Here is a 22579-nt window from a genome sequence, read left to right as displayed (position 1 = left end):
GCGGGGGCGCGCTTCGCGGGGGCGGCGGCCGCCGCCTGCACCGCCGCCGGCGCCACGAGCCGCGGCGCGAGGCGCTCGAGCTGCGTGACGTGCGAGGGGTTCAGCTCCTCGAGCGAGTTGACCCCCAGCAGCCGCATCGTGCGGGTGATCTGCTCGCCGAGGATTGCGATCATCCGGTCGACTCCCTCGCGGCCCCCGGCCATCAGGCCGTAGAGGTAGGCGCGACCCACCATCGTGAACCGGGCACCGAGCGCCACCGAGGCCACGATGTCGGCACCGGACATGATGCCCGTGTCGAGGTGCACCTCGTACTCGCCGCCGAACTCGCGCGCGACATCCGGAAGCAGGTGGAAGGGGATCGGCGCCCGGTCGAGCTGGCGCCCACCGTGGTTCGAGAGCGTGATGCCGTCGACGCCGATCTCGGCGAGGCGGCGCGCGTCGCCCATGCTCTGCACGCCCTTGACGACGATCTTGCCGGGCCACTGGGCCTTGATCCACTCGAGATCCTCGAAGGTGACGGTCGGGTCGAACATCGAGTCGAGCAGCTCGCCGACAGTGCCCGACCAGCGGTCGAGCGAGGCGAAGGCGAGGGGTTCGGTGGTGAGGAAGTTGATCCACCACTCGGGCCGCGGAATGGCGTTGACCACGGTGCCCGCGGTCAACTGCGGCGGGATCGAGAAGCCGTTGCGCTTGTCGCGCAGCCGCGCGCCGGCGACCGGCACGTCGACCGTGACCAGCAGCGTGTCGAACCCGGCGGCCGCAGCGCGCTCGACCAGTGCCATCGAGCGGGGGCGGTCCTTCCACATGTAGAGCTGGAACCAGTTGCGGCCCGTCGGGTTCGCCGCCTTCACGTCCTCGATCGCGGTCGTGCCCATCGTCGACAGCGAGAACGGGATGCCCGCGGCACCGGCGGCGCCGGCTCCCGCGATCTCGCCCTCGGTCTGCATCATGCGGGTGAAGCCGGTGGGCGCGATGCCGAAGGGCAGGGCGACGGGGGCGCCGAGCACGTCCCATCCGGTGTTCACGGTCGACACGTCGCGGAGGATCGCCGGGTTGAACTGGATGTCCTCGAACGCCTGACGCGCGCGCTTCAGGCTGATCTCGCCCTCGGCGGCACCCTCGGTGTAGTCGAAGGCGGCCTTCGGCGTGCGACGCTTGGCGATCGCGCGCAGGTCGGCGATCGTCAGGGCCGAGTCGAGCCGGCGCTTCTTCGCGTTGAGCTCGGGCGCCTTGAAGTGCATGAGCGGTGCGAGGTCTTTGATCTTGGGGATGCGGCGCTGGACCATGTCTAGGTGTCCTCTCGGTGGGGGTGGATGCTCGAGACGTTCGTCTCGGCGTGGTACGTCTCGATGTGGTCGCGGATGCGCGTGCGCGCGAGCTCGGGGTCGCCGGCTTCGATCGCGGCGACGATGGCGCGGTGCTCGGCCTTGAGGCGCGTGGAGGTGTCGTCCCAGGAGGGGAGGACGGATGCGCCCACGCGCACGTAGGCCTCGATCGATTCGCGGAGGCCCGCCATCATCGCCGCGATCACCTCGTTGCCCGAGGCCACCGCGAGGGCGAGGTGGAAGGCCTGGTCGAGGGTGAGGAACTCGTCGCGCGTGAGCTCGTCGCCCGGCTGCTCCATCGCGTCGAGGATCTCGAGCGCGGGGGCGAGCGCCGGCGTGGGGGCCGCACCGGATGCTCGCGCCAGCTCGGTCACGACGTCCGACTCGAGCACGAGCCGCGTCTTCACCACGTCGCGCACGGCGAAACCGTGGGCCGCGACCTGCAGGCGCACGAGCGCCGTCATCCCGCCGCTGGGTCGCGAGATGATGATCGCGCCGGACTGCGGCCCCGATCCGGTCTGGGTGCGGATCAGCCCGAGCACCTCGAGCACCCGCAGCGCCTCGCGCACGCTCGACCGCCCGACACCGAGCTCGGCGGCCAGCGCCCGCTCGGAGGGCAGGTGGTCGCCCGGGGTCAGCGCCCCCGCGATGAGGTCGGACTCGATGCGCTGCAGCACGGTCTCCCACGCGCGGGCGGTGTCGACGGCGGGCGCGGATGCTGCGCTCACTCTCGTCCTCCTCGACGGTCCCCGGTATGGCTGCGTGTGGTCCGACCATGTGGTCTGACCACACGGTAGCACGGTCGGGATGCATCCATCCAGGCCCGTAGGGACACGAGCAGCGGGGGACGGGTGCTGCGTTCTACCGCGAAACCGGCGGAGTGCGGCAGAGTTGGGGCATGACCGATTACAGCGACCCGACGAAGACGTCCCTGCGCTTGAGCAACAGCGACCGGGAGTCCGCGGTCGCGGCGCTCGCCCGCGCCCACACCGACGGCCGGCTCACCGCCGACGAGTACCTCGAGCGCTCGACCGCGGCCCGCGCGGCCGTGACCCGCGGCGACCTCGCGCCCCTGTTCACCGATCTCCCCGACACCGCGAACGAGAGCGTGATCGACTCGGTCAGCGATCCGTCGCCCGACCCCGACCTCGCGCCCCCGGCCGGGTTCACCGCCGCGCCCGGATCGGCGCCTGCGGGCGGCCTTGGCGCAGGCGCCCGCGACGGCTCGGGGTATCGCGACGGCGCGGGCGACGGCTCGGGCTTCGACCGCCGGGACGACGACCGCCCCGACTACAGTCGCCGTCGCCCTCTCGGCGGCGCGGCCGGTGTCGTCGCCGTGAGCATCACGCCGATCCTCGCGCTGGTGCTCTTCCTGCTCTGCGGCTTCTTCCTCCCCGACGGCTTCCGCTGGTCGTGGATCTTCTGGCTCGCCGTGCCGATCGTCGGCATCGTCGTCTACGGCCCCGGTGGGCGAAGGGACTATGACCGCCGCTGACCCCACCGGCAGCGGCACGACCCGCATCGGCGTGACCGTCTCCGGCTGGGAGCAGGGCTGCTGCGGCGCCGCCTTCCGGGTGGGCGACACCGTCACCTGGGACGTGTTCTGGGCCGGCGACGGCAACCGGGAGTTCTTCGGCCCCGCCGAGGCCGAGGGCGTCGACTTCGCCGAGACCCATCATGGGGGCACCGACGTCGGGCCTCTGGCGCCGATCACCGGACGGGTCGTGGCGATCCGCGCGATGAGTCAGCGCAAGCACCGCCCCGACCCGGCGGGCCCGTGGACGAACGTGCTGGGTGAGTCCACGTCGACTCCGGTGGACGAGGTCCCCGGTCGCACGACCATCACGTTTGAGGATGCGACTCCGGCCGCACCAACGCCACCCAGGCGCATGTCACCGCCCGACCCCTCAGACCCCCGGGTGTTCATCCCGTCGACGGGCGGCTGGTACGCGGTGGCCAGGGCAGAACGACCACCAGATCACGACGAGACGCACGCCGAGCAACGCGTCCCGGCCGGCTGGATCGTGCACCTCGACGTCCCCGCCGACACGACACTTACCAGCCCCAGCTGACCCCTACGCCTGCTCAGGCCACGCCCCGAGCCCCCGCGCCGCCTCGAACGTCGCGTTCAGGAACGACGCGACCAGCGCATCCGGATCCGCCGCCGCCCGAACCGCCTCGTACGGCAGCACGAACTCGCCGAGCGTCTCGTCGTACCGCGCTTCGGCCGGCACCGGGGCCTCCGAGAACCCGGGAGGTGCCGGGTAGGCGTACGAGTAGAACGCCCCCTCGGCCCCGCCGCCCGGCCAGAACCCCGCGCTGCTGATCTCGTGCGAGTAGCCCTCGACCATCACGTGGTCCGGGCAGTTCGGTACGCCACCCGGATGCTCGGGGGCGCGCCGCCCCGAGAACCGCGTGACCGCGAGATCCATGGCTCCCCAGAAGAAGTGCACGGGGCTCGCCTTGCCCGTGAACTCCGAGCGGAACACGGTCAGCACCCGCTCGGCCTGGATCAGCTGCCGCCAGAACCGGGTCACCGCGGAGGCGTCGTACGAGCAGTGCTCGGTGTCGTCGACGAAGGGGATCGCCGGGTCGACCTCGTTGGGGACACCGTGGATGGCGACGGTCACGCCGAGCGCACCCAGTGCATCCATCACCCGGTCGTGGAACAGCGAGACGGGCATCGGTTCGAGCGCGAAGCCCTCGGTGCGCCCGTCGCTCCGCCGGAGATCGAGACGGTGCCGCACGAGGTCGAACTCGATCTCGAACAGGTCGTTCTCGTACGGCACTGGCCCGGTCGAGAGCCCGCGGGCCGTCACGTACAGCGGCACCTGCCACCAGTGGTTCAGCATGGGCGCGAACGCCATCCTGATCTTGCCGACGATCTGTACCCACATGTGCAGGGTCGTGCGGGTGTCGGTCCATTCCTCGGTGGCCAGGGCCGGCCAGCCCGTTCCGGATGCGCTCATGTCTTCACGCTAGTGCGCGAGCTTCCGAGCCGCGCGGGGCGGGCCAGCCGGCCGACGACGCCGCTCAGCCCAGGTCGGCGATCGCGGCCGTGATCACCGCGGCGACCTCGGCGGGGTGGGTCTGCATCACGAGGTGCGGTGCGTCGATCTCGGTCACCGTGCGGGCGCCGGCGCGCTTGTAGCCGAAGCGCTCGACGTCGGGGTTGATCGTGTGGTCGGCGCTGGAGACGATGCCCCAGGACGGCTTGGTCTTCCATGCCGCGACCGGGGCGTTCTCGGAGAACGCGACCGCGGCCAGCGGGCGCTGCGAGACGGCGAGCACGCGCGCGGTGTCGTCCGGCACGCCGGCGGCGAAGACCTGCGGGAACGCGTCGATCTTCACCGAGACGTCGGTGCCGGGCTCGCCCCCTTCGACCGGGTACGGCGAGTACACGAGGTTCGCGGCGAGCTCGGAGTCGGGGAACCCGCCCTGCAGCTGGCCGAGGCTCTCACCCTCGTCGAGGGCGTAGCCGGCCACGTAGACCAGGCCGACGACGTTCTCGGCGGCACCGGCGACGGTGATCACGGCTCCGCCGTAGGAGTGGCCGGCGAGCAGCACGGGCCCGTCGATCTGCTCGACGAACGAGCGGATGTAGGCCGAGTCGCCGATCAGGCTGCGGTTGAACACCGGCGGCACGAGCACGGTGTGCCCGGCTTCGAGCAGGCGGAGGGTGACGGGGGCCCAGCTGGCGGCGTCGGCGAAGGCGCCGTGCACGAGCACGATGGTGGGGGCGGGGGTGGTCGACATGAGGATGCTCCTGGGGTCGGGTTGACGGGAGGCCTCCACTCTGCGCCGCACGACCGTCGCCGCGCGACCCTCCCCCGGATTCCGTCGGCCGATCGTGCGGGAAACGCCGATTTTGCGACGATTGACGAACGGCCACGACGGGCGCTGTGGAATCCTGGTGCCGGGGCCCTCCGGCCCGGACGGGAGTCGGTCGTGCTGCTGCCCTCGAACGAGGCCTGCGTGCTCGTGCAGATGACCGCGCGCACCCTGCGCGACGTGCCGGCGCACCGGCGGATGTCGCGGCACACCTTCGACGACCTCGCGATGTCGCGGATCGACTCCGTCGCCCAGACCGTCGCCGCCGAGCTCGACGAGGTGCCCGCCCGACAGCGCGAGAGCGCCCAGGTGCAGCTCGTGCACGCGGGCCGGCTGATCCTGCGCCAGCGCGGCCGCGAGACGACCGTCGCAGCAGGCGAGCTCGTCGTCTACGACGTCAGCCGCCCGTTCGAGTTCGTGTACCCGGTTGCCTTCCGCACCACGATCGTGCAGGTCCCGGCCGCGCGGCTCGGGCTCTCGGGCGGCACGATCCATGCGCTGGCGAGCCGCCCGGTCTCTCGCACGGCGCCCGTGGGCAGCGCGCTCGAGACGCTGCTCCAGCGCGCCGACGAGGGCCCGGCGGGGTCGGTCTCACAGGCGATCGTCGATGCGATCCGGATGCTGGCGCGGGAACGCGGCGGCCGGGTCGTCGAGCCCGCCCCGCCTCCCCGAACCCGCGCCGGCACCGCCGCCGACCGATCGGCGCTCGCCGAGGCCGCCCGGCGGCACCTCGACGGGGTGTACACGCACCCCGCCCTGTCGTCGGCGGCGGCCGTGGCGGCCGCGCTGCACGTCTCGGTCCGCACCCTGCACGCCGCGTTCGAGGATGAACCGGAGACCCTGGGTGCGGTGACCCGCCGGCTCCGTCTCGCCCGGGCGCGGTTGCTCCTCGAGACCACCACCGACCAGGTGAGGGAGGTCGGGGCGCGGGCCGGCTATCCCGACCCGACCACGTTCATCCGGGTGTTCAAGGCGGTCGAAGCGATGACGCCGGCGCAGTGGCGCCGCCGGCACGGGGGCTGAGGGCGGACGCCAGCGAGGCCCGGCCGATGCCCGCGCGGCCTCGCTACCGCCCGCTCACCACGCGGTGTACCCGGCGTCGGCGTGCACGACCTGGCCGGTGATGGCGCTCGCCGCATCCGACACCAGGAAGGCGATCACGTTCGCGATCTCGGACGGCTCGATCAAGCGGTGCTCGGGCACCTGCGAGAGCCACAGCTCCATGGTCGCGGGGTCGGCGCTGCCCACGCCCTTGAGGATCTCGGTGTTCGTGTACCCGGGCGCGACCGCATTGACCCGCACCCGCTTCTCGGCCCACTCGGAGGCGAGCACCTTCGCCATGTGCGCGACCGCGGCCTTCGAGACGTCGTAGGCCACGTGATGCTCGGGCCGGGTCGCGCGGAAGGCGGCGATCGAGGAGATGTTGACGATGGATCCGCCGCCGTTCGCGCACATGAACCGGCCGGCCTCGCGGGCGCCGTAGAAGGTGCCGGTCAGGTCGATGTCGATCGTGCGCTGCCAGACCTCGTCGGCGAGGTCGACGGCGGGGGAGTCCTCGACGACTCCGGCGTTGTTCACCCAGATGTCGAGGCGGCCGAACTCGGCGGTGACCGACTGGACGAGCGCGCGCACCGAGGCGCTGTCGGCCACGTCGACCGGGCGGGCGTGCACGGTGCCTGCGCCTCCACCCGCTTTGCTGTTCAGCTCGGCGGCGGTGGCCTCGGCCGCGTCGGGCCGCGCATCGGCGATCACGACGTCGGCACCCGAAGCGGCGAGGCGGGCGCTCGTGGCGGCTCCGATGCCCTGGGCGCCTCCGGTGACCACGGCCAGTTTTCCGGTGAGATCGATCATGGGCGGAATCTCCTTCGATTCGGTGGATGCCCGTCCAATCTCTCGCATTCAGCCTCACTGCACAAGGTGTGCCGCTCTACTGCACGCCCCTTGATGGGTCAGGCGCTCGAACCCGCCTGCCCGTCCGGCCGGAGTAGGAACCGCACCAGCTCGCGCAGCCCCTCCGCATCCGCCTCCTCGCGACCGAGCGCCTGCACGATGATCGCGCCGAGGATGGCGGAGCCGAGCTGGTCGACCGGGGCGTCGGCGGGCAGTTCGCCGGCGCGGACCGCGAGGGTCAACCGGGTGTGCAGCGACTGCTCGACGCCGATGCCCTCGGACAGGTGCTGGCCGACCGCGTCGTCCTCGGCGGCCGCCGCGACCAGGGAGCGCAGGAGCCCGCTGCCCCCGGGGGAGTGCAGCACGGCGAGCACCCGGTCGAGCCAGGTCTCGACGTCGTCGAGAACCGGGCCGGACACGGGGATGTCGAAGTCGACCGGGAACAGCCGGCCGTCGGTCAGGCACTCGGCGATCAGCGCGCCGCGCGAGGGCCACCAGCGGTAGATCGTCTGCTTGCCGACCCCCGCCTCCTTCGCGATGCCCTCGATCGTCAGGTTGTCGTAGCCCCGCAGCTGGAACTGTCGCGCGGTGGCGGCGAGGATCGCCTCGCGCGCGGCGGCGCTCCGCACGGGGCCGCTCCGATGCTCAGTCACGCACTCAGGGTAGCGCCAGGAACGAGACGAGACGTCACGTATGATCAATCGGGTCTGAGGGAGATCACGTGGCTTCACTGCTGTACCGTCTGGGTTCGTTCGCCGCACGGCGGGCGTGGGCCGTCATCGCCGCCTGGGTCGTGATCCTCGGTCTCGGGGTCGGCGCCTTCCTCGGCTTCGGCGGCACGCTGAGCAACAGCTTCGACATCCCCGGCACGGCCTCCGGCGCGGTCACCGACCAGCTCGCCGAGAAGCTCCCCGACACCGCCGGCGGCACCGGAACGGTGGTCTACCGCACCATGAACGGCGAGGCCTTCACCGACCAGCAGAAGCAGGACATCTCGGCGCTCGCCGCCAGCGCCGAGGATCTCGACGGTGTCGCCGCGGTCGTCGATCCCTTCGCCGCCCAGGCGCAGCAGGCCCAGCAGGCCGCCCAGCTGACCTCGGGCCAGGCCCAGATCGCTGCCGGCCGCACCCAGCTCGAGGCCGGCCAGACGCAGCTCGATGCGGGTGCCGCGCAGCTCGCCACGGGCCAGCAGCAGCTGTCCGACGCCCGGGCCGCCGCAGTCGCCGCCGGAGCCGGCGAAGCCGAACTGGCCGCGCTCGACGCCCAGAAGGCGCAGCTGGACGCGCAGTCGGCCGCCCTCCAGCAGCAGCAGACCGAGCTCGATCAGTCGCGCACCGAGCTCGACACCCAGTCCGAGCAGGCCGACCTCGGCTCCACCCTCCTCGGTATCACGGACGGCATCGGCGTCGTCTCGGCCGACGGCTCGACCGCGATCGTCAACGTCTCGTTCGTCGACCCGCGGCTCGAGCTCTCGGAGGAGGTCAAGCAGGCCACGATCGCCCACTTCCGTGACGCCCCGGTCGACGGCGCGCAGGTCGACTTCGGCACCGACATCGCCCAGGGCGTTCCGGAGATCTTCGGCATCGGCGAGGTCGTCGGGCTGGTCTTCGCCGCCATCGTGCTGATCGTCATGCTCGGATCCCTGATCGCCGCCTCCCTGCCGATCGTGACCGCGATCGTCGGCGTCGGTGTCGGGGTCACGGCGTCGCTCGCCTTCTCCGGCGTGGTCGACATGGCCTCGGTCACCCCCGTGCTCGGCGTGATGCTCGGCCTCGCGGTCGGCATCGACTACTCCCTGTTCATCGTCAACCGGCACCGCAAGCAGCTGATCGGCGGGGTGCCGGTGCGCGAGTCGATCGGTCTGGCCACCGGCACCTCGGGAACCGCCGTCGTCTTCGCCGGCTCGACGGTGATCGTCGCCCTCCTCGCGCTCAACATCACCGGCGTGCCCTTCCTGGGCCTCATGGGCACCGTCGGCGCGGTCTGCGTGGCCGTCGCGGTGCTCGTCGCCGTCACACTGGCGCCCGCCATCCTCGGCCTGGTCGGAACCCGTTTGCTCAGCCGCCGAGCCCGCTCGCGGATCGGCCGGAAGCACGTGGGCGGCGCCGCCGTGAAGCCGATGTCGACCGGGCGGGCGGTCGTGACCGCGCTCGTGTCGATCGTGGTGCTGCTGGTCGTCGCCATCCCGTCGCTGTCGATGCGCCTGGGCCTGCCCGACGGGTCGAGCGAGCCGGAGGGGTCGACCAGCCAGGCGGCCTTCACCGTCGTCGAGGACGAGTTCGGCGCCGGAGCGAACGGACCGCTCCTGGTCACCGCCGATGTTCCCGGCGGAGTGAGCGCCGACGATCTGCTGAAGACGCAGGTGCAGGTCGCGCAGACCCTCTCCGACCTCACCGACGTCGTCGCGGTCGCGCCGGTCGCCGCCTCGGACGACAACACGCTGCTCGCCTTCCAGGTGCTGCCGGCCGAGGGCCCGAACAGCCTGTCGACCGAGACGCTGGTGAAGGACATCCGGGCGCTGCCCGAGCAGGCGGGCGGCATCACGCTCGGCGTCGCCGGGCAGGCCGCGACGAACATCGACATCTCCGAGGCGCTGGCCGACGTGCTGCCCATCTACCTCGTCGTCGTGGTCGGGCTGTCGCTCCTGATCATGATCGTGGTGTTCCGGTCGCTGCTCGTGCCGCTGATCGCGACCGGCGGGTTCGTGCTGTCGCTGTTCGCGACCTACGGCCTGATCGTGTCGGTGTTCCAGTTCGGCTGGGGCGCCTCGCTGATCGGGCTGCACAGCACCGGGCCCATCCTGAGCTTCCTGCCGGTGATCCTGGTGGGCATCCTGTTCGGGCTGGCGATGGACTACCAGTTGTTCCTCGCGTCGGGGATGCGCGAGGCCTTCGTGCACGGGTCGCCGGCGCGGCTCGCGGTGGCGCAGGGCTTCCGGGCCGGGCGATCGGTCGTCACGGCGGCGGCGCTGATCATGGTTTCCGTGTTCGGCGGGTTTATCTTCTCGGAGTCGACGATCATCCGCTCGATCGGTTTCGGCCTCGCGTTCGGCGTGCTGCTCGACGCCTTCGTGGTGCGGATGCTGCTGATGCCGGCCCTCATGCACCTACTGGGCGGGGCCGCGTGGTGGCTGCCGCGGTGGCTGGACCGCATCATCCCGAACGTCGACATGGAGGGCGCCGCACTCGAGCGCGACCACCCGGGCGTGCAGACCGGTGGGGTGCCGCTGGCGTCGTGACCGGTTGCCGGAGCGGCGGCCCGGCCGGAGCGGCGTCGGCCCCTGACCGGCTGAGCGGCCTGCGCCCCGGTATGTTCGACCCGTGGCCACTCGTTCCCGTCGTCCCTGGTACCGGCGCCCGTCGCGGATGATCCCGCTCGCGCTCGGCACGGTGGTGCTGGTCGGGGTCGTGGCCTTCCTGGTCAGCCCGTGGCCGGCGGCCCTGGTCATCCGGGCGCTGTTCGGGCAGGGCGCGCGATCGACGCTCGCGACCATGCAGCCCTTCGACCCGGTCGACGGGATCACGCAGACGCTCGACATCCCGTACGGCACGAGCGCACCGGATGCCGCCGAATCGGCGGGTGCTTCGACCAGCCTCGACGTCTTCAGCCCGGACACGGGCACCGAGCCGCTGCCGACGGTCGTCTGGATCCACGGCGGCGCCTGGATCTCAGGCGACAAGAAAGAGGTGCGCCCCTACGTGCGGATGATCGCCGCCGAGGGCTACACGACGGTCTCGCTCAACTACTCGATCTCGCCCGAGGTGGCCTACCCGACGGCGGTCACGCAGTTGAACGACGCCCTCGCGTTCCTGGTCGAGCACGCGGCCGAGTACCGCATCGACCCGGAGCGGATCGTGCTGGCCGGCGACTCCGCCGGCGCCAACCTCGCGAGCCAGCTCGCCGTCGTGACCACGAACCCCGACTACGCGGCCCTGGTGGGGCTGACTCCGGCCCTCCGGCTCGAGCAGTTGCGCGGGGTCGTTCTCGACTGCGGCATCTACGACGTCTCCGGCATCCCGAACGCGCCCGGGGTCGGCGGCTGGGGGTTCCGGATCGCGCTGTGGTCGTACCTGGGCGAGCGCGACTGGGTCGACACCCCCGGCGGCAGCCAGATGTCGACGCTCGACTACGTGACCGGCGACTTCCCGGCCACCTGGATCTCGGGCGGCAACAGCGACCCGCTCACCTCGACCCAGTCGGTGCCGATGTCCGAGAAGCTGAGCGGGCTGGGGGTGGATGTCACGGACGTCTTCTACCCGGACGACCAGGAGCCGGCCCTCCCGCACGAGTACCAGTTCCACTTCGACCTCGATGCGGCGCACACCGCGCTCACCTCCACCGTCGACTTCCTCGCCCGCGTCACCCGCTGACCCGCATCGTGTCCCGGGCCGCCGGCGGCGTTGGAGGCGGAAAGACTCGACAGATGTCGGGCGCTGTGGGGGAGGTGCCGACGTAGCGTCGGCTGCACCGGCCCGCAAGGGCGAACCGCGGCAGACGGGAACGAGCGGATGCACCCCCTCAGCTACCACAGGGCGACCAGCGTGAGCGACGCCGTTACCGAGTCGTCGCAGCCCGGTGCCGCGCTCATCGCGGGCGGAACCAGCGTGGTCGACCTCCTGAAGGAGGGCAGCATCGGCCCCAGTCACCTGGTCGACATCTCACGTCTGGCCCTCGACGAGATCCGGCCGGCCGACAGCGGTGCCGACGACAGCGGCGCCCACAGCGGCCTCGACACCGGCGTGCTCGTGGGGGCCCTCGTGTCGAACACGGCGCTCGCCGAGCATCCACTGATCGTCGAGCGCTACACGGCCGTGAGCGAGGCGGTGCACTCGGGCGCCACCCAGCAGATCAGGGGCATGGCCTCCTCGGCCGGCAACCTGCTGCAGCGCACCCGCTGCCCCTACTTCCGTGACCCCGACCAGGCCTGCAACAAGCGCGAGCCGGGCAGTGGATGCGCCGCCGTGCACGGCTTCAACCGGATGCACGCGATCTTCGGTCACGGCTACGACCCGTCCGAGGGGGTCGGACCCACCACCTGCATCGCCGCCCACCCCTCCGACCTGGCGGTGGCGCTCGTGGCGTTCGACGCGCTCGTGCACGTCGAGGGCCCGGAGGGGGCGCGCAGCATCCCGGTGCACGAGCTGCTGCGGCTGCCGGAGGGGCATCCTGAAGCCGACTTCACGCTGCGCCCGGGCGAGGTGATCACCGAGCTCGCGCTGCCGCCGTTCGCCGGACGCTCGCACTACCTCAAGGTGCGCGATCGGGCCTCGTTCGCCTACGCGCTCGTCTCCTGCGCCGCCACCCTCGAGTTCGACGACGACGGCCGGATCAGCCGGGCCCGCGTCGCACTCGGCAGTGTGGCGGCGCGGCCGTGGCGGCTGCCCGCCGTGGAGCAGATACTGGTCGGCGAATTGCCGAGCGCCGAGCTGTTCGCGGCGGCGGCGGCCCGCGCCTCGGACGGCAGCGTCGCGTTCTCGATGAACTCGTACAAGCGGCCGTTCTCGCGCTCGATCGTGCGCCGCATCCTGTCGCAGACGGCAGGGCTCGAACCGCTGCCCGGGCCGCCCGGCACCGCGCTCTCGGCGAGCGTCGGCGGGCTCGCCGGCACCACCCGGCCCCGCGACGAGCTGGTGGGGGAGGCGTCGTGAGCGCCGCACCGCCGTTCGTGGCGGTCGGCGCCGCCTCGCCGCGGCCCGACGGCCGGCAGAAAGTCACCGGCACCGCCACCTTCACCGCCGAGTGGGCTGTCGCCGGCCTCGCCCACGGCGCCCTCGTGATGAGCGGTATCTCGCGCGGCGCCATCCGCTCGATCGACTCGACGGCCGCCCTCGCGGTGCCGGGCGTGCTGGCCGTCGTCACTCACGAGAACGCTCCGACGCTCGCGCCCTACCCCGCCACCGGGGCCGGGTTCCCGCTCTCGGGCGACGGCGGGTTCGGCGAGGCGCTGCAGCCGTTGCAGAGCCCGCGCATCCACTACGGCGCCCAGCCCGTGGCCGTGGTGGTCGCCGAGACCGTCGAGATCGCACGTCACGCGGCCACCCTCGTGCACCTCGAGTACGACTCTGAGGAACCCGAGACCGTGCTCGACGCTTCGTCGAACCGGCGGTTCCCCGAGGAGTTCGGCGGCACCGACAAGCTGCAGCGGGCCGACGCCGACGCCGCGGAGGCGTGGAACTCGTCGGCCGTGCACGTCGAGGCCGAGTACGACACCTCGATCGTGCACCACAACCCCATCGAGCTGCTCTGCACGATCGCCGAGTGGTCGGGGCCGGGAATGGGTGAGGGCGACCCGGAGGGCGACGGCGAAGGTCCGGTGCTCACCCTCCACGACACCTGCCGTGGCGTGCAGATGCTGCGCGACTTCGCAGCCCACTCCTTCTCGCTCGACCCCGACGACGTCGTGGTCATCTCGACGTTCATCGGCGGGGCCTTCGGCTCGAAGGCCTGGTCGTTCCACAACCCTCTGCTCGTCGCGCTCGCGGCCCGGGTGGTCGGGCGCCCCGTGAAGATCGAGTGGCGCCGCCAGCAGGTCTACTCCACCGGCGGGCACCGCCCCGGCACCCGCCAGACGTTGCGGCTCGGCGCCGACGCCGAGGGTCACCTGCAATCGGTCTCGCACGACACCCGCACCCACACCTCGACCGTGAGCGGGTACACCGAGTTCGGCGCGCGGATGACGAAGATGATGTACGCGACACCCCACCTGGCGTACTCGACCGAGCTCGCGAGCCTCAACCTGCCCTCGCCGAGCGTGATGCGCGGCCCCGGCTTCCTGCCCGGCAGCTTCGCGCTCGAGAGTGCGATGGATGAACTGGCCCACGAGCTCGGCCACGATCCGGTCCAGCTGCGGCTCGCCAACTACGCGACCGCCGACCCCGACACCGGGCAGCCCTTCTCGAACAAGCACCTGCGCGAGTGCTACGAGCGCGGGGCCGAGCTGTTCGGCTGGAGCGACCGCCCCACCACGCCCGGCTCCAGGCGCGCGGGCGACGCCTTCGTGGGCTTCGGGATGTCGTCGGCCATGCACCCGGCCGAGCAGCGGGCCGCTTCGGCCAGCGTGACCCTGCTCGCCGACGGCACCGCCGTCGGGCGTAGCGCCACGCACGAGCTCGGAAACGGCGCCTACTCGGTGTTCCGCCTGATCGCGGCCGACGCCGTGGGGCTGCCGCTCGACCGGGTGCGCTTCGAACTCGGCGACTCACGGCTGCCCTCGGCGCCGCCCACCGCGGGCTCGGTGACCACGGCCAGCGTCGGCCCCGCCGTCGAGGCTGCGGGTGCCGCCGTGATCGAGTCGCTGAAGCGGCTCGCCCGGCAGCTCGAGGGCACACCGCTCTCGGGCTTGCCCTCGGCGCGGGTCGGGTCGCGCGACGGGTCTCTCTACGACCTCGAGCATCCGGAGCGCTCGCAGAGCTTCGCCGAGATCCTCGCCGCTGCGGGGCTTCCCTCGATCACGGCCGAGGGTTCGGGCAAGCCCGGCCCGGAGCGCGAGGACCACGCCTTCTATTCCTTCGGCGCCGTCTTCGCCGAGGTGCGCGTCGACGCCGACTTCGGGGTGGTGCGGGTCGAGCGGCTGACCGGCGTCTACGACTTCGGGCGCATGATCAACCCGACCACGGCGCGCTCGCAGATCATGGGCGGAATGATCTTCGGAATCGGCATGGCGCTGATGGAGGAGACGGTCTTCGACCCCACGACGGGCCTGCCCGTGGTGCGCAACCTCGCCGACTACCACGTGCCGAGCTGCGGCGACTCGCCCGCGATCACCATCGAGGCGGTCGACGTGCCGGACGAGCGGCTGGGCGCGCTGGGCGCCTACGGCATCGGCGAGATGGGCTGCAACGGCGTGCCCGCGGCCATCGCGAACGCCGTCTTCAATGCGACGGGCAGGCGCATCCGGAGCCTGCCGATGACCCCGGACAAGGTGATGGACGATGCCTGAGACACCCCCGTTCGTGCTGCGCATCAACGGCGTCGACCGCTCGGTCGCGCCCGACCCGCGCACCACCGTGCTCGACGCGCTGCGCGAGCAGCTGCAGCTCACCGGAACCAAGAAGGGCTGCGACCACGGGCAGTGCGGCGCCTGCACGATCCACGTCGACGGCGAGCCGCGGCTGGCGTGCCTGACGCTGGCGGTGATGGCCGACGGCCGCGACATCCGCACGATCGAGGGCCTGCAGGATGCGGATGCGGATGGCGACTCCCCGGCCGACTCGTCCGCCCCACTGCACCCCGTGCAGGCCGCCTTCATCGAGCACGACGCGTTCCAGTGCGGCTACTGCACCTCGGGCCAGATCATGTCGGCGGTGGCCTGCATCCGGCAGGGCCGCACCTCGTCCTCGGGCGAGATCCAGGAGTTCATGAGCGGCAACCTCTGCCGCTGTGCCGCCTACCCCAACATCATCGCGGCCATCGAGGACGTCGCCGCCGACCAAGCCTCCAGCCCGCAGGGCGGAATCCCGGCCGCGTGATCGGCACGCGGCCGACTTATTCGGTGGACTTGAGGGGCCAGGGGCCGTACTTCTCGGCCATGTCGTCGGCGGAGACGCTCACTTCGCCGTCGTGCTCGGCCTCGAACCCGAGGGGCGCGGCGGCGTCGGTCAGGTCGATGGCCTTCCGCGCGTAGCCCGGGGCCACGTCCACCGACATGTCGTACATGTCGACCCAGACATGCGCGGGCTCGTAGACGTCGAACTTCCACGCATTCTCGAGCGCGTGGTTCAGGTACTCGGAGAGGTCGACGCCGTCGGTCTGCTCGAGGTTGATCTCGATCTCGAGGTTCCGGCTCGTGGGGAGCCCGTTGTACGACCCGTTCACGCTCGCGGACTCGACCGACGGCCACCCGCCGATCGCCTCGCCCATCCGCTCGAACTCGGTGTCGACCCGGGGGCTCTGGGTGCCGCACCCGGTGAGCACGAGGCCGAGCCCCGCCAGAACCGCGGCAGCAGCAGTCATCCGAAGGATGCGGGTGCGGGTACGGAACGGCACGAGTGACCTCCTCCGTCGTCTGCGCGGGCTCGTCCTCGCAGGCTAGCCGCCCCCATCCGCCGTGTAAGGCCACCACTTGGGGGACACCTGTCGAGCGAGATCAGGGCTGAACGGCGCCGGAATGCTCATCGGCGACGATCTGCAGGAGACGGGTCACGTCTATCGTCGGCTCCCCGGTCCAGATCGCGGTGAGCGGACGACGCAGATCGAGCCCGTCGAAGCGGATGCGCGCCAACCGTCCCGCGCGCACGTCGTCCCTCACGGCCAGGGCGCTCAGAACGGCCGGCGCGTAGCCCGCCGCGGCGGTGGTGCGTATCCCGAGGGCCGACGGGATGACCGCCGCCGGCGGCGCCACCGACTCGATCCCGGCATCCCGGAGCGCCCGTTCGAGCGCACGCCGGGTGCCGCTCCCCTCCTCGCGCCAGAGCAGCTTCGTGGACGCCAGTTCGGCTGCCGTCACATCCTCCCTCCCCGACCACGGATGCGCGGGTGCGGTGACGACGATCAGCTGGTCCTGGCCGACGACGGCGGTGCTCAGATCGGCCGGGAGGTCCGGGGTCTCGATGAATCCCAGATCGGCCTCTCCTCGCCGGACGAGGTCGATGACCGCGCCGCTGTTGACCGCGGTCAGCTGCACGTCCGGCGTGGCCGGCCCGAGGTGCCAGAGGGAGAGCCAGTGCGGGATCAGGTGCTCGGCGACGGTCAGGCTCGCGGCGATGCGGAACTCCCGCTGCCGGTCGTGCTGGAGGGTGCCGACCGCGGCCGAGAAGGCCTCCGCTGCCGCGAGCAGGGTGACGGCCCACTCCACCGCGAGCTCGCCGGCGGGCGTGAGTGCCGAGCCGCGCGTCGATCGCACGAGCAGCGGCATCCCGATCGACTGCTCGAGCCCGCGCACCCGCAGCGACACCGCCTGCTGGGAGATCCCGAGGCGCGTACGAGCGGCGGTGAGGCTGCCCGTCTCGGCGACCGCGACCAAGGCCTGCAGGGATTCCAGATCGGGGAGGGCCGGCGCGCGGGTCACGCCACAAGGCTAGCTTGTGGCGGCACAAGGAGGGCGCTCTTCCGCGGAGGCCGCCGTCGCGAAAGCGTAGGAGCATGATCATCGAATCGCTGCCACCCCTTCAACGCTCTCCTCGGCGGCGCTGGTTCCGCGAGCTGGAGGACCGCAGGCTCGTGGTGTCGAACATCACGCCCAACTGGTACGCCTCGGTGATGGGCACGGGGATCGTGGCCAACGCCTCCGCCACCCTTCCCCTCCAATTCCCGGGGCTGCGCGTGGCCGGCACCGTCGTGTGGGTCGCGGCATCCGCTCTGCTGATCGTGCTCACGGTCGCGACCGTGCTGCACTGGATGAGGTTCCGCGCCACCGCGCTGAGTCATCACCGGCACGCGGTGATGGCCCACTTCTACGGCGCACCTCCGATGGCGCTGCTGACGGTCGGCGCGGGCACGCTCCTGCTCGGCAAGGACGTCGTGGGGGAGGCTGCCGCGGTGACCATCGATGCGACGCTGTGGACGCTCGGCACGGTGCTCGGCCTGCTGTCGGCGGTCGCCATCCCGTACCTCACCTTCACCCGGCAGGCGGGCGCCGACGACCGTGCCGGCGACAGCGCCCACAACGCAGCCGGTGACAGTGCTTTCGGGGGCTGGTTGATGCCGGTCGTTCCGCCGATGGTGTCCGCCGCGACCGGAGCACTGCTCCTCCCGTACGTCCCCGCCGGGCAACCCCGGCTCACGATGCTGCTGTTCTGCTACGGGATGTTCGGACTGAGCCTGCTCGCATCGCTGATCATCATCACCCTGATCTGGGCGCGGCTGGCGCGCCTCAGCATCGGTGCCGCCGCGATGGTGCCGACGCTGTGGATCGTGCTCGGACCGCTCGGGCAGTCCATCACCGCCGTGAACCTGCTGGGCGGGAACGCCCATCTCGTGGTCGACCCGATGTGGGCCCACGCGCTGGAGCTGTTCGGCGTCGTCTACGGGGTCCCGGTGCTGGGCTTCGCGCTGCTCTGGGGTGCCCTGGCGATCGGGATCACGGTGCGCACCGCCCGGATCGGGATGCCGTTCGCCCTGACCTGGTGGTCGTTCACCTTCCCCGTGGGCACCTGCGTCACGGGGGTCACCGCGCTCGCCCTGCATACCGGCTCGGACGCACTGGACGTCCTCGCCGTGGTGCTCTTCGCCGGGCTGGTGGCCGCCTGGGGCATCGTCGCGACCAGGACGTTCCACGGCGCGATCGTCCGTGGCACCCTCCTCGCCCCGCCCGCATCCGTACCGGCCCCCGCCTCGTGACCCGCGCGCTCGCTCGCCGGGTCAGGAATCGCCGGGTCAGGTATCCGCAGGGCGGTGGCGGTGGCGGCGGATGCGGATGGGGCCGTGCAGGTCGGACGGGTCGACCGGCTCGCCCCCCTGCGTGATGTCGACCTCGCCACGCGCGACCAGGCGGCGGGCCGCCTCCCGCACGGGCTCCATCAGCGGCCGCCAGTCGTCACCGCCCGCCGCCTTGGCCGCATCCGAGGGGCAGATCGACGACGTCGGGGCTCGACTCGCCAACAGATCGAGGATGGTGCGTTCGAGCGGGTCGTCCATTCCCGCAGTCTGCACCCCCTTGCGGCCCTCGGCGAGGGGCATAGCGTGAAGCGCATGAAGACTTCCGACATCCACTGGAACGAGCCGGCCCGCGCGAAGATCCTCGACGACGCCGACCGCGTGCTGCAGGAGGCGGTCGTCGCGACCGCGGCCTCCCACGCCGGCGAGGAGTCCGACGCCGTCTACGCCGAGCTCAACCGCCGCCTCAAAGACCGCTTCATCGACTACGAGCCGGGCCCGGACGTGCGCACCTACGCCGACGCCATCGTCGCCGGTGAGATCGAGACCGAGACGCAGAACGGGACCGGCGCCGAGGGATGAACCTCCCCGACGACCTCGTCGCCCTGCTCGAGCGGCCCGCGCTCTGCTACCTCGCGACCACCATGCCCTCCGGATCGCCCCAGCTCACCCAGACCTGGGTCGACACCGACGGTGAGCACGTGATCATCAACAGCGTGCTGACGCATCAGAAGGTGCGGAACATCCAGCGCGACCCGCGGGTCGCCGTCGCCATCTCGGATCCGGAGCACCCCGGCTTCTTCTACCAGGTGCGCGGGCGGGTGCTCGAGGTCGCCACCGAGGGCGCTGTCGACCACATCGAGAAGCTGGCCCAGAAGTACACCGGCGGCCCCTACCCCTGGTACGGCGGACGCGACCAGACCCGGGTCATCCTGGTCATCGAGCCGCAGCACATCAGCACGCCCCACTGACATCACCCCATCGCAACGAAAGGACACTCCCATGGATCTCGGACCCCTCGGCGGCTACCGCCTCCCCGCCGCCGTGCGCGACGCCTTCGAAGCCGACACCGCGCAGCAGCTGGCCGACCGCCTCGGCGTGACCAAGCGCCCCGGCCCCGAGCTCACCGGCGAGGCCGAAGCGGCCTACACCGCGCTGAAGGATGGCGACCCCGTACCCGCACGCGCCCTCCTGATCGACAAGCTCGGCGTCACGGAGGAGGCGGCGGATGCCGCGCTCGAAAAGCTCCCCGACCTCCTCAGCCGCCCCAAGCACTGACGCCTCGATGGATCGGCAGGCCGACCCCGATCGGCGCGCCGACCCGCGGGGAGAGGACGACAGGGAGCGGCGCGCCGAGCTGGAGCGCCACGCGGCCACCCTCTTCCTCGGCGCCGCACTCACCATGGCGATCGTCTGCGGCGCGATCATCGTCTCGGGCTGGTTCGCGGGCGTGCTCGTCGACCGCTGGGAGCGCGTGTTCTGGGCGGGAGCCCTGCTCGGCGGCCTGATGGTGGCGACCTTCGCCGCAGCGGCGGCACCGGGTGGCAAGGATGCACGGCGGGCGTGCCGCAGGATCACCTGGCTTATTCGCGCCGGGCTCGCACTCTTCGTGCTCGCGCCGGCCCTGTGCATCCTCGCCCTCGTCGGCGACTTCTACCGCCTCTGACGACCCGTCCTCAGCGCGGGAGGACGATCGCCATCGACGTGCCCTCGCCCAGCACGCTGCTGATGTCGATCCGGCCGCCGTGCGCGGTCACGATCGCCTTGGTGATCGTGAGCCCCAGCCCGACCCCCTGGACCGCGTTCTGGGTCGCGGTCGTCGCGCGGAAGAAGCGTTCCGCGAGCCGGTGCAGCTCGTCCTCGGCGATCCCGAATCCCGTGTCGGCCACGACGATCCGCACCTCGTCGCCCGTGAGATCGAGCTCGAGACCCACCGTGCCGCCGCGCGGGGTGAACTTGACCGCGTTCGACAGGATGTTGTCCACGGCCTGCCCGAGCCGTGTCGCGTCGACCGAGATGGTGACGTCCTCGTCGCCGAGCTCGGAGCGCAGGATGACGCCGGTCGCCTCGGCGTGCGGTCGTGCGGTCTCGAGCGACGCCCGGAGCACGCCCCGGAGCGAGGTCGGCGCGGTCTCGACCGAGAACCGGCCGGAGTCGACCTGGGCGGTGAAGAGCAGGTCGCCGACGAGCCGGAGCAGACGGCGGGCGTTGCGGTCGACGACGCCGAGGTACTTGGCCTGCATCCGTGAGAGCGGCTCGTCCTCGTCGTCCCTGAGCAGTTCGACGTACCCGAGGATCGAGCTGAGCGGCGTGCGGAGCTCGTGCGAGATCAGCCCCGCGAACTCGTCCTTCAGCCGCTCGATCTCGCGGGCCGACGTCTCGTCGGTCGCCACGAAGATGTACCCGGCGGGCTCGCTCCGTTCGTCGAGCCGCTGCGCGATCGACACCTGCGCGGGGAACTCGGTGCCGTCGCGGCGCCGGTAGGTCCAGTCGCGCACGTCGCGGAGTCCGTTGCTCGCGGTCTCGACGAGGCCGTCGAATACGGCTTCCGCAGACACGCGCTCGGACGCCGCCTGGCCACCGCTCAGGCGCGACTCCTCGCGGATCTCCTCGCCCCGGTGCAGATCGGTGATCCGCATCCGGCCGATCGCCTGCTTCGACGAGTAGCCGAGCAGCGACTCGGCCCCCGGGTTCCACACCGTGATCAGGCCGGTGACGTCGGTGCCGATGATCGCGTGCCCCTTGATCGCGGTCCAGACCTCGTCGAGCAGGCGGTTGGCGCGCACGGTCTGCCGCTCGCGCTTCCCGGCCTCGCGGTTCGCCTGCTCGAGCGACTCGACGAGCGCGTCCCGCTCGGCGTTCGACTCCTGCAACTGGGCCAGCCGCCGGTTCACCACCCGGGCGATCTGGTTGATCAGCACGGCGGCGATCGTCAGGATGACCGGGGTGAAGACGAGCCTGACCGCATCCGCGGCGCTGGCGATGTCCGAGACCCCCAGCACGAACGGCAGCGAGGTGGTGACGATGACGCCGGCGGCGGCGATCACGACGTTGCGGAAGCCCGGCTCGGATGCGATCCACACCAGCGGCAGCACGAGCAGCGCCCCGAACGGGGAGGCCTGACCGCCCGTCCCGATCCGCAGCAGGGCGACGGCGACGAAGGACACGATCGGGATGGCGAGCTCCCAGCCGGCCGGGAGCCGGGTGCCGGGCAGCACCGCGGCGAATCCGGTCGCCGCGAGCACGAGCAGGTCGGCGGTGACGACGGCCGCGACATCGGCCTGCACGACCACCGGCGACAGCACGACGGCGTTCGCCAGGAGGAAGGCGATCACGGTCGCCAGCTGCTTCAGCAGGGGAGACCAGGATCCGAAGGCGCCAGTGCTCCGCCGGACGGCGATGCCGCTGGCGCTCATCACACCCGCTCGGCGATGCCGCGGATGAACTCGACCAGCTCACGCACCTGGAAGGGCTTCGTGATCAGGCCGTTCGCCCCCGCCGCGTGCACGGCCTCGGCCGTACTCGGCTGGGCGTTCGCGGTGATGATCAGGACGTTCTGCTCGCGCAGCTCGTCGTCGGCGCGCATCCGTTCGACCAGCTCGATGCCGGTCATGCCGGGCATCGAGATGTCGAGCACCGCCAGGTCGATCTCCTCGGCGTTCAGCACGTCCCAGGCGGACTGGCCGTCGCCGACGGCCGCGACCACCTCATGGCCGGCCTTCTCGACCGCGATGGTCACCAGGTCGCGCAGATCCTCGTCGTCATCCGCAATCAGAACCCTCATCGTGACCCCCCGCTCTCCGCCGGGGCGACGATCGCCCCGCCGTCTTCTGGAAACAGTGCTCCGAACACCCGCGCGACATCCCTAGCCGTGAAGGGCTTGGGCAGCACGCCGTCGACCAGGGGGTAGTCCTCGAGACCGAGCACCGAGGTGACCACCAGCACGATGTCGGGCACGTCGCGCTTCATCGTGCTGATGAGCTGCCAGCCGTCGATGCCGGGCAGGAGGAGGTCGATGATCGCCACCGCGGGGGCCAGACGGTGATATGAGGTGATCGCCGCTTCTGCGGTTCCGACGACGGTGACCTCGTAACCGAGGCGCTCGAGGTGGTGCTGGAGCAGTTCGGCCTGATCCTCCGAATCGTCGACCACGAGCGCCGTGCGCCGGGTGGACCCCGAGTGGATGCCGGACATCCCGCCCCTCCCCTGCTCTCTCGCCG

At 71.6% G+C, this 22579-nt stretch carries 25 protein-coding genes; 13 read left to right on the top strand and 12 right to left on the bottom strand.

Annotation, left to right across the window (positions count from 1 at the left end):
- Together HSO01S_RS17895 and HSO01S_RS17890 are read right to left on the bottom strand one after the other, a co-directional pair.
- The coding region (locus HSO01S_RS17895; RefSeq protein ID WP_084361824.1) for an alpha-hydroxy acid oxidase at nt 1-1286 on the bottom strand (1286 nt) is incomplete at its 3' end.
- 2 nt (nt 1287-1288) lie between these two features.
- Complete coding sequence (locus tag HSO01S_RS17890) at nt 1289-2053, bottom strand: FadR/GntR family transcriptional regulator (protein WP_066044049.1); 765 nt, start codon at nt 2051-2053, stop codon at nt 1289-1291.
- A 170-nt stretch (nt 2054-2223) separates the two neighbouring features.
- Here HSO01S_RS17890 and HSO01S_RS17885 point away from each other — a divergent pair, with 170 nt between their 5' ends.
- On the top strand, nt 2224-2820 hold the full coding sequence (locus HSO01S_RS17885) for a DUF1707 SHOCT-like domain-containing protein (protein ID WP_066044047.1): 597 nt from the start codon (nt 2224-2226) through the stop codon (nt 2818-2820).
- Nucleotides 2807-3397 carry a DUF6578 domain-containing protein gene (locus tag HSO01S_RS17880; RefSeq protein WP_066044045.1) on the top strand — a complete coding sequence of 197 codons (591 nt, stop codon included), beginning with the start codon at nt 2807-2809 and terminating at the stop codon, nt 3395-3397. The genes HSO01S_RS17885 and HSO01S_RS17880 overlap by 14 nt, the downstream gene beginning before the upstream one ends.
- Before the next feature lie 3 nt (nt 3398-3400).
- Here the strand turns inward: HSO01S_RS17880 and HSO01S_RS17875 are convergent, their stop codons facing one another.
- Together HSO01S_RS17875 and HSO01S_RS17870 are read right to left on the bottom strand one after the other, a co-directional pair.
- Nucleotides 3401-4294, bottom strand: a complete 894-nt coding sequence (locus HSO01S_RS17875; RefSeq protein WP_066044042.1) for a DUF5996 family protein — start codon at nt 4292-4294, stop codon at nt 3401-3403.
- Between the two features lie 64 nt (nt 4295-4358).
- The gene (locus HSO01S_RS17870; protein WP_066044039.1) at nt 4359-5081 is read right to left on the bottom strand and encodes an alpha/beta fold hydrolase; all 723 of its coding nucleotides are present in this window, start codon (nt 5079-5081) and stop codon (nt 4359-4361) included.
- A 192-nt stretch (nt 5082-5273) separates the two neighbouring features.
- Here HSO01S_RS17870 and HSO01S_RS17865 point away from each other — a divergent pair, with 192 nt between their 5' ends.
- Nucleotides 5274-6179: an AraC family transcriptional regulator gene (locus HSO01S_RS17865; RefSeq protein WP_066044036.1), complete on the top strand. Its 906-nt coding sequence runs from the start codon at nt 5274-5276 to the stop codon at nt 6177-6179.
- 54 nt (nt 6180-6233) lie between these two features.
- Here HSO01S_RS17865 and HSO01S_RS17860 read toward each other — a convergent pair whose 3' ends face one another.
- Both HSO01S_RS17860 and HSO01S_RS17855 read right to left on the bottom strand, forming a co-directional pair.
- Nucleotides 6234-7007 (bottom strand): SDR family NAD(P)-dependent oxidoreductase, encoded by a 774-nt coding sequence (locus HSO01S_RS17860; RefSeq protein WP_066044034.1) that lies wholly within the window; start codon nt 7005-7007, stop codon nt 6234-6236.
- A gap of 98 nt (nt 7008-7105) precedes the next feature.
- The gene (locus HSO01S_RS17855; protein ID WP_066044032.1) at nt 7106-7699 is read right to left on the bottom strand and encodes a TetR/AcrR family transcriptional regulator; all 594 of its coding nucleotides are present in this window, start codon (nt 7697-7699) and stop codon (nt 7106-7108) included.
- Nucleotides 7700-7767: 68 nt separating this feature from the next.
- Between HSO01S_RS17855 and HSO01S_RS17850 the strand changes: the two genes are divergently transcribed.
- The 5 genes from HSO01S_RS17850 (at nt 7768) to HSO01S_RS17830 (ending at nt 15514) form a co-directional block, all read left to right on the top strand.
- Nucleotides 7768-10284, top strand: a complete 2517-nt coding sequence (locus tag HSO01S_RS17850) for an MMPL family transporter (protein WP_066044030.1) — start codon at nt 7768-7770, stop codon at nt 10282-10284.
- Between the two features lie 82 nt (nt 10285-10366).
- Nucleotides 10367-11416, top strand: coding sequence for an alpha/beta hydrolase (locus tag HSO01S_RS17845; protein WP_066044028.1), 1050 nt, complete (start codon nt 10367-10369; stop codon nt 11414-11416).
- Between the two features lie 138 nt (nt 11417-11554).
- A complete protein-coding gene (locus tag HSO01S_RS17840) occupies nt 11555-12694 on the top strand; it encodes an FAD binding domain-containing protein (protein ID WP_066044025.1) in 1140 nt (379 codons plus the stop codon).
- Entirely contained in the window at nt 12691-14985 is a 2295-nt protein-coding gene (locus HSO01S_RS17835; protein WP_066044023.1) for a xanthine dehydrogenase family protein molybdopterin-binding subunit, read from the top strand. The genes HSO01S_RS17840 and HSO01S_RS17835 overlap by 4 nt, the downstream gene beginning before the upstream one ends.
- A complete protein-coding gene (locus tag HSO01S_RS17830) occupies nt 14978-15514 on the top strand; it encodes a (2Fe-2S)-binding protein (protein WP_066044019.1) in 537 nt (178 codons plus the stop codon). The genes HSO01S_RS17835 and HSO01S_RS17830 overlap by 8 nt, the downstream gene beginning before the upstream one ends.
- Before the next feature lie 16 nt (nt 15515-15530).
- Here the strand turns inward: HSO01S_RS17830 and HSO01S_RS17825 are convergent, their stop codons facing one another.
- Nucleotides 15531-16031, bottom strand: coding sequence for a hypothetical protein (locus HSO01S_RS17825; protein WP_066044016.1), 501 nt, complete (start codon nt 16029-16031; stop codon nt 15531-15533).
- A gap of 100 nt (nt 16032-16131) precedes the next feature.
- On the bottom strand, nt 16132-17052 hold the full coding sequence (locus HSO01S_RS17820) for a LysR family transcriptional regulator (protein ID WP_066044013.1): 921 nt from the start codon (nt 17050-17052) through the stop codon (nt 16132-16134).
- A 74-nt stretch (nt 17053-17126) separates the two neighbouring features.
- On the opposite strand from HSO01S_RS17820, the gene HSO01S_RS17815 reads away from it, so the two are divergent.
- On the top strand, nt 17127-18323 hold the full coding sequence (locus HSO01S_RS17815) for a TDT family transporter (RefSeq protein WP_066044011.1): 1197 nt from the start codon (nt 17127-17129) through the stop codon (nt 18321-18323).
- 36 nt (nt 18324-18359) lie between these two features.
- On the opposite strand, the gene HSO01S_RS17810 is transcribed toward HSO01S_RS17815, so the two are convergent.
- Nucleotides 18360-18620, bottom strand: a complete 261-nt coding sequence (locus tag HSO01S_RS17810) for a DUF3253 domain-containing protein (protein ID WP_245636057.1) — start codon at nt 18618-18620, stop codon at nt 18360-18362.
- A gap of 54 nt (nt 18621-18674) precedes the next feature.
- On the opposite strand from HSO01S_RS17810, the gene HSO01S_RS17805 reads away from it, so the two are divergent.
- Genes HSO01S_RS17805 through HSO01S_RS17790 form a run of 4 tightly spaced genes read left to right on the top strand, consistent with a single transcriptional unit; the run spans nt 18675 to nt 20025 of the window.
- A complete protein-coding gene (locus tag HSO01S_RS17805; RefSeq protein WP_066044005.1) occupies nt 18675-18941 on the top strand; it encodes a hypothetical protein in 267 nt (88 codons plus the stop codon).
- On the top strand, nt 18938-19330 hold the full coding sequence (locus HSO01S_RS17800) for a PPOX class F420-dependent oxidoreductase (RefSeq protein WP_066044003.1): 393 nt from the start codon (nt 18938-18940) through the stop codon (nt 19328-19330). Before HSO01S_RS17805 ends, HSO01S_RS17800 begins: the two co-directional genes overlap by 4 nt.
- A gap of 31 nt (nt 19331-19361) precedes the next feature.
- Nucleotides 19362-19637 carry a hypothetical protein gene (locus tag HSO01S_RS17795; RefSeq protein WP_066044000.1) on the top strand — a complete coding sequence of 92 codons (276 nt, stop codon included), beginning with the start codon at nt 19362-19364 and terminating at the stop codon, nt 19635-19637.
- Nucleotides 19638-19644: 7 nt separating this feature from the next.
- A complete protein-coding gene (locus HSO01S_RS17790) occupies nt 19645-20025 on the top strand; it encodes a hypothetical protein (protein WP_066043997.1) in 381 nt (126 codons plus the stop codon).
- A gap of 10 nt (nt 20026-20035) precedes the next feature.
- On the opposite strand, the gene HSO01S_RS17785 is transcribed toward HSO01S_RS17790, so the two are convergent.
- From HSO01S_RS17785 to HSO01S_RS17775, 3 genes are read right to left on the bottom strand one after another with little or no spacing between them, the layout of a single operon-like run.
- Nucleotides 20036-21775: a sensor histidine kinase gene (locus tag HSO01S_RS17785; protein ID WP_066043995.1), complete on the bottom strand. Its 1740-nt coding sequence runs from the start codon at nt 21773-21775 to the stop codon at nt 20036-20038.
- Entirely contained in the window at nt 21775-22143 is a 369-nt protein-coding gene (locus HSO01S_RS17780; RefSeq protein WP_066043992.1) for a response regulator, read from the bottom strand. The genes HSO01S_RS17785 and HSO01S_RS17780 overlap by 1 nt, the downstream gene beginning before the upstream one ends.
- Entirely contained in the window at nt 22140-22553 is a 414-nt protein-coding gene (locus HSO01S_RS17775) for a response regulator transcription factor (RefSeq protein WP_066043989.1), read from the bottom strand. The genes HSO01S_RS17780 and HSO01S_RS17775 overlap by 4 nt, the downstream gene beginning before the upstream one ends.
- Between the last annotated feature and the right edge of the window lie 26 nt (nt 22554-22579).

This window comes from Herbiconiux solani NBRC 106740 (assembly GCF_001571005.1).
Classification (GTDB): domain Bacteria; phylum Actinomycetota; class Actinomycetes; order Actinomycetales; family Microbacteriaceae; genus Herbiconiux; species Herbiconiux solani.
This window is presented reverse-complemented; position numbering and strand designations above follow the sequence as displayed.

What these genes read in the sequence shown, in the direction of transcription:
- HSO01S_RS17860 (WP_066044034.1), bottom strand. Translation starts at nt 7,007, where the DNA reads ATGATCGATCTCACCGGAAAACTGGCCGTGGTCACCGGAGGCGCCCAG.
- HSO01S_RS17775 (WP_066043989.1), bottom strand. Translation starts at nt 22,553, where the DNA reads ATGTCCGGCATCCACTCGGGGTCCACCCGGCGCACGGCGCTCGTGGTC.
- HSO01S_RS17815 (WP_066044011.1), top strand. Translation starts at nt 17,127, where the DNA reads ATGATCATCGAATCGCTGCCACCCCTTCAACGCTCTCCTCGGCGGCGC.
- HSO01S_RS17870 (WP_066044039.1), bottom strand. Translation starts at nt 5,081, where the DNA reads ATGTCGACCACCCCCGCCCCCACCATCGTGCTCGTGCACGGCGCCTTC.
- HSO01S_RS17785 (WP_066043995.1), bottom strand. Translation starts at nt 21,775, where the DNA reads ATGAGCGCCAGCGGCATCGCCGTCCGGCGGAGCACTGGCGCCTTCGGA.
- HSO01S_RS17795 (WP_066044000.1), top strand. Translation starts at nt 19,362, where the DNA reads ATGGATCTCGGACCCCTCGGCGGCTACCGCCTCCCCGCCGCCGTGCGC.
- HSO01S_RS17880 (WP_066044045.1), top strand. Translation starts at nt 2,807, where the DNA reads ATGACCGCCGCTGACCCCACCGGCAGCGGCACGACCCGCATCGGCGTG.
- HSO01S_RS17885 (WP_066044047.1), top strand. Translation starts at nt 2,224, where the DNA reads ATGACCGATTACAGCGACCCGACGAAGACGTCCCTGCGCTTGAGCAAC.
- HSO01S_RS17780 (WP_066043992.1), bottom strand. Translation starts at nt 22,143, where the DNA reads ATGAGGGTTCTGATTGCGGATGACGACGAGGATCTGCGCGACCTGGTG.
- HSO01S_RS17875 (WP_066044042.1), bottom strand. Translation starts at nt 4,294, where the DNA reads ATGAGCGCATCCGGAACGGGCTGGCCGGCCCTGGCCACCGAGGAATGG.
- HSO01S_RS17800 (WP_066044003.1), top strand. Translation starts at nt 18,938, where the DNA reads ATGAACCTCCCCGACGACCTCGTCGCCCTGCTCGAGCGGCCCGCGCTC.
- HSO01S_RS17810 (WP_245636057.1), bottom strand. Translation starts at nt 18,620, where the DNA reads ATGGACGACCCGCTCGAACGCACCATCCTCGATCTGTTGGCGAGTCGA.
- HSO01S_RS17830 (WP_066044019.1), top strand. Translation starts at nt 14,978, where the DNA reads ATGCCTGAGACACCCCCGTTCGTGCTGCGCATCAACGGCGTCGACCGC.
- HSO01S_RS17790 (WP_066043997.1), top strand. Translation starts at nt 19,645, where the DNA reads ATGGATCGGCAGGCCGACCCCGATCGGCGCGCCGACCCGCGGGGAGAG.
- HSO01S_RS17840 (WP_066044025.1), top strand. Translation starts at nt 11,555, where the DNA reads ATGCACCCCCTCAGCTACCACAGGGCGACCAGCGTGAGCGACGCCGTT.
- HSO01S_RS17805 (WP_066044005.1), top strand. Translation starts at nt 18,675, where the DNA reads ATGAAGACTTCCGACATCCACTGGAACGAGCCGGCCCGCGCGAAGATC.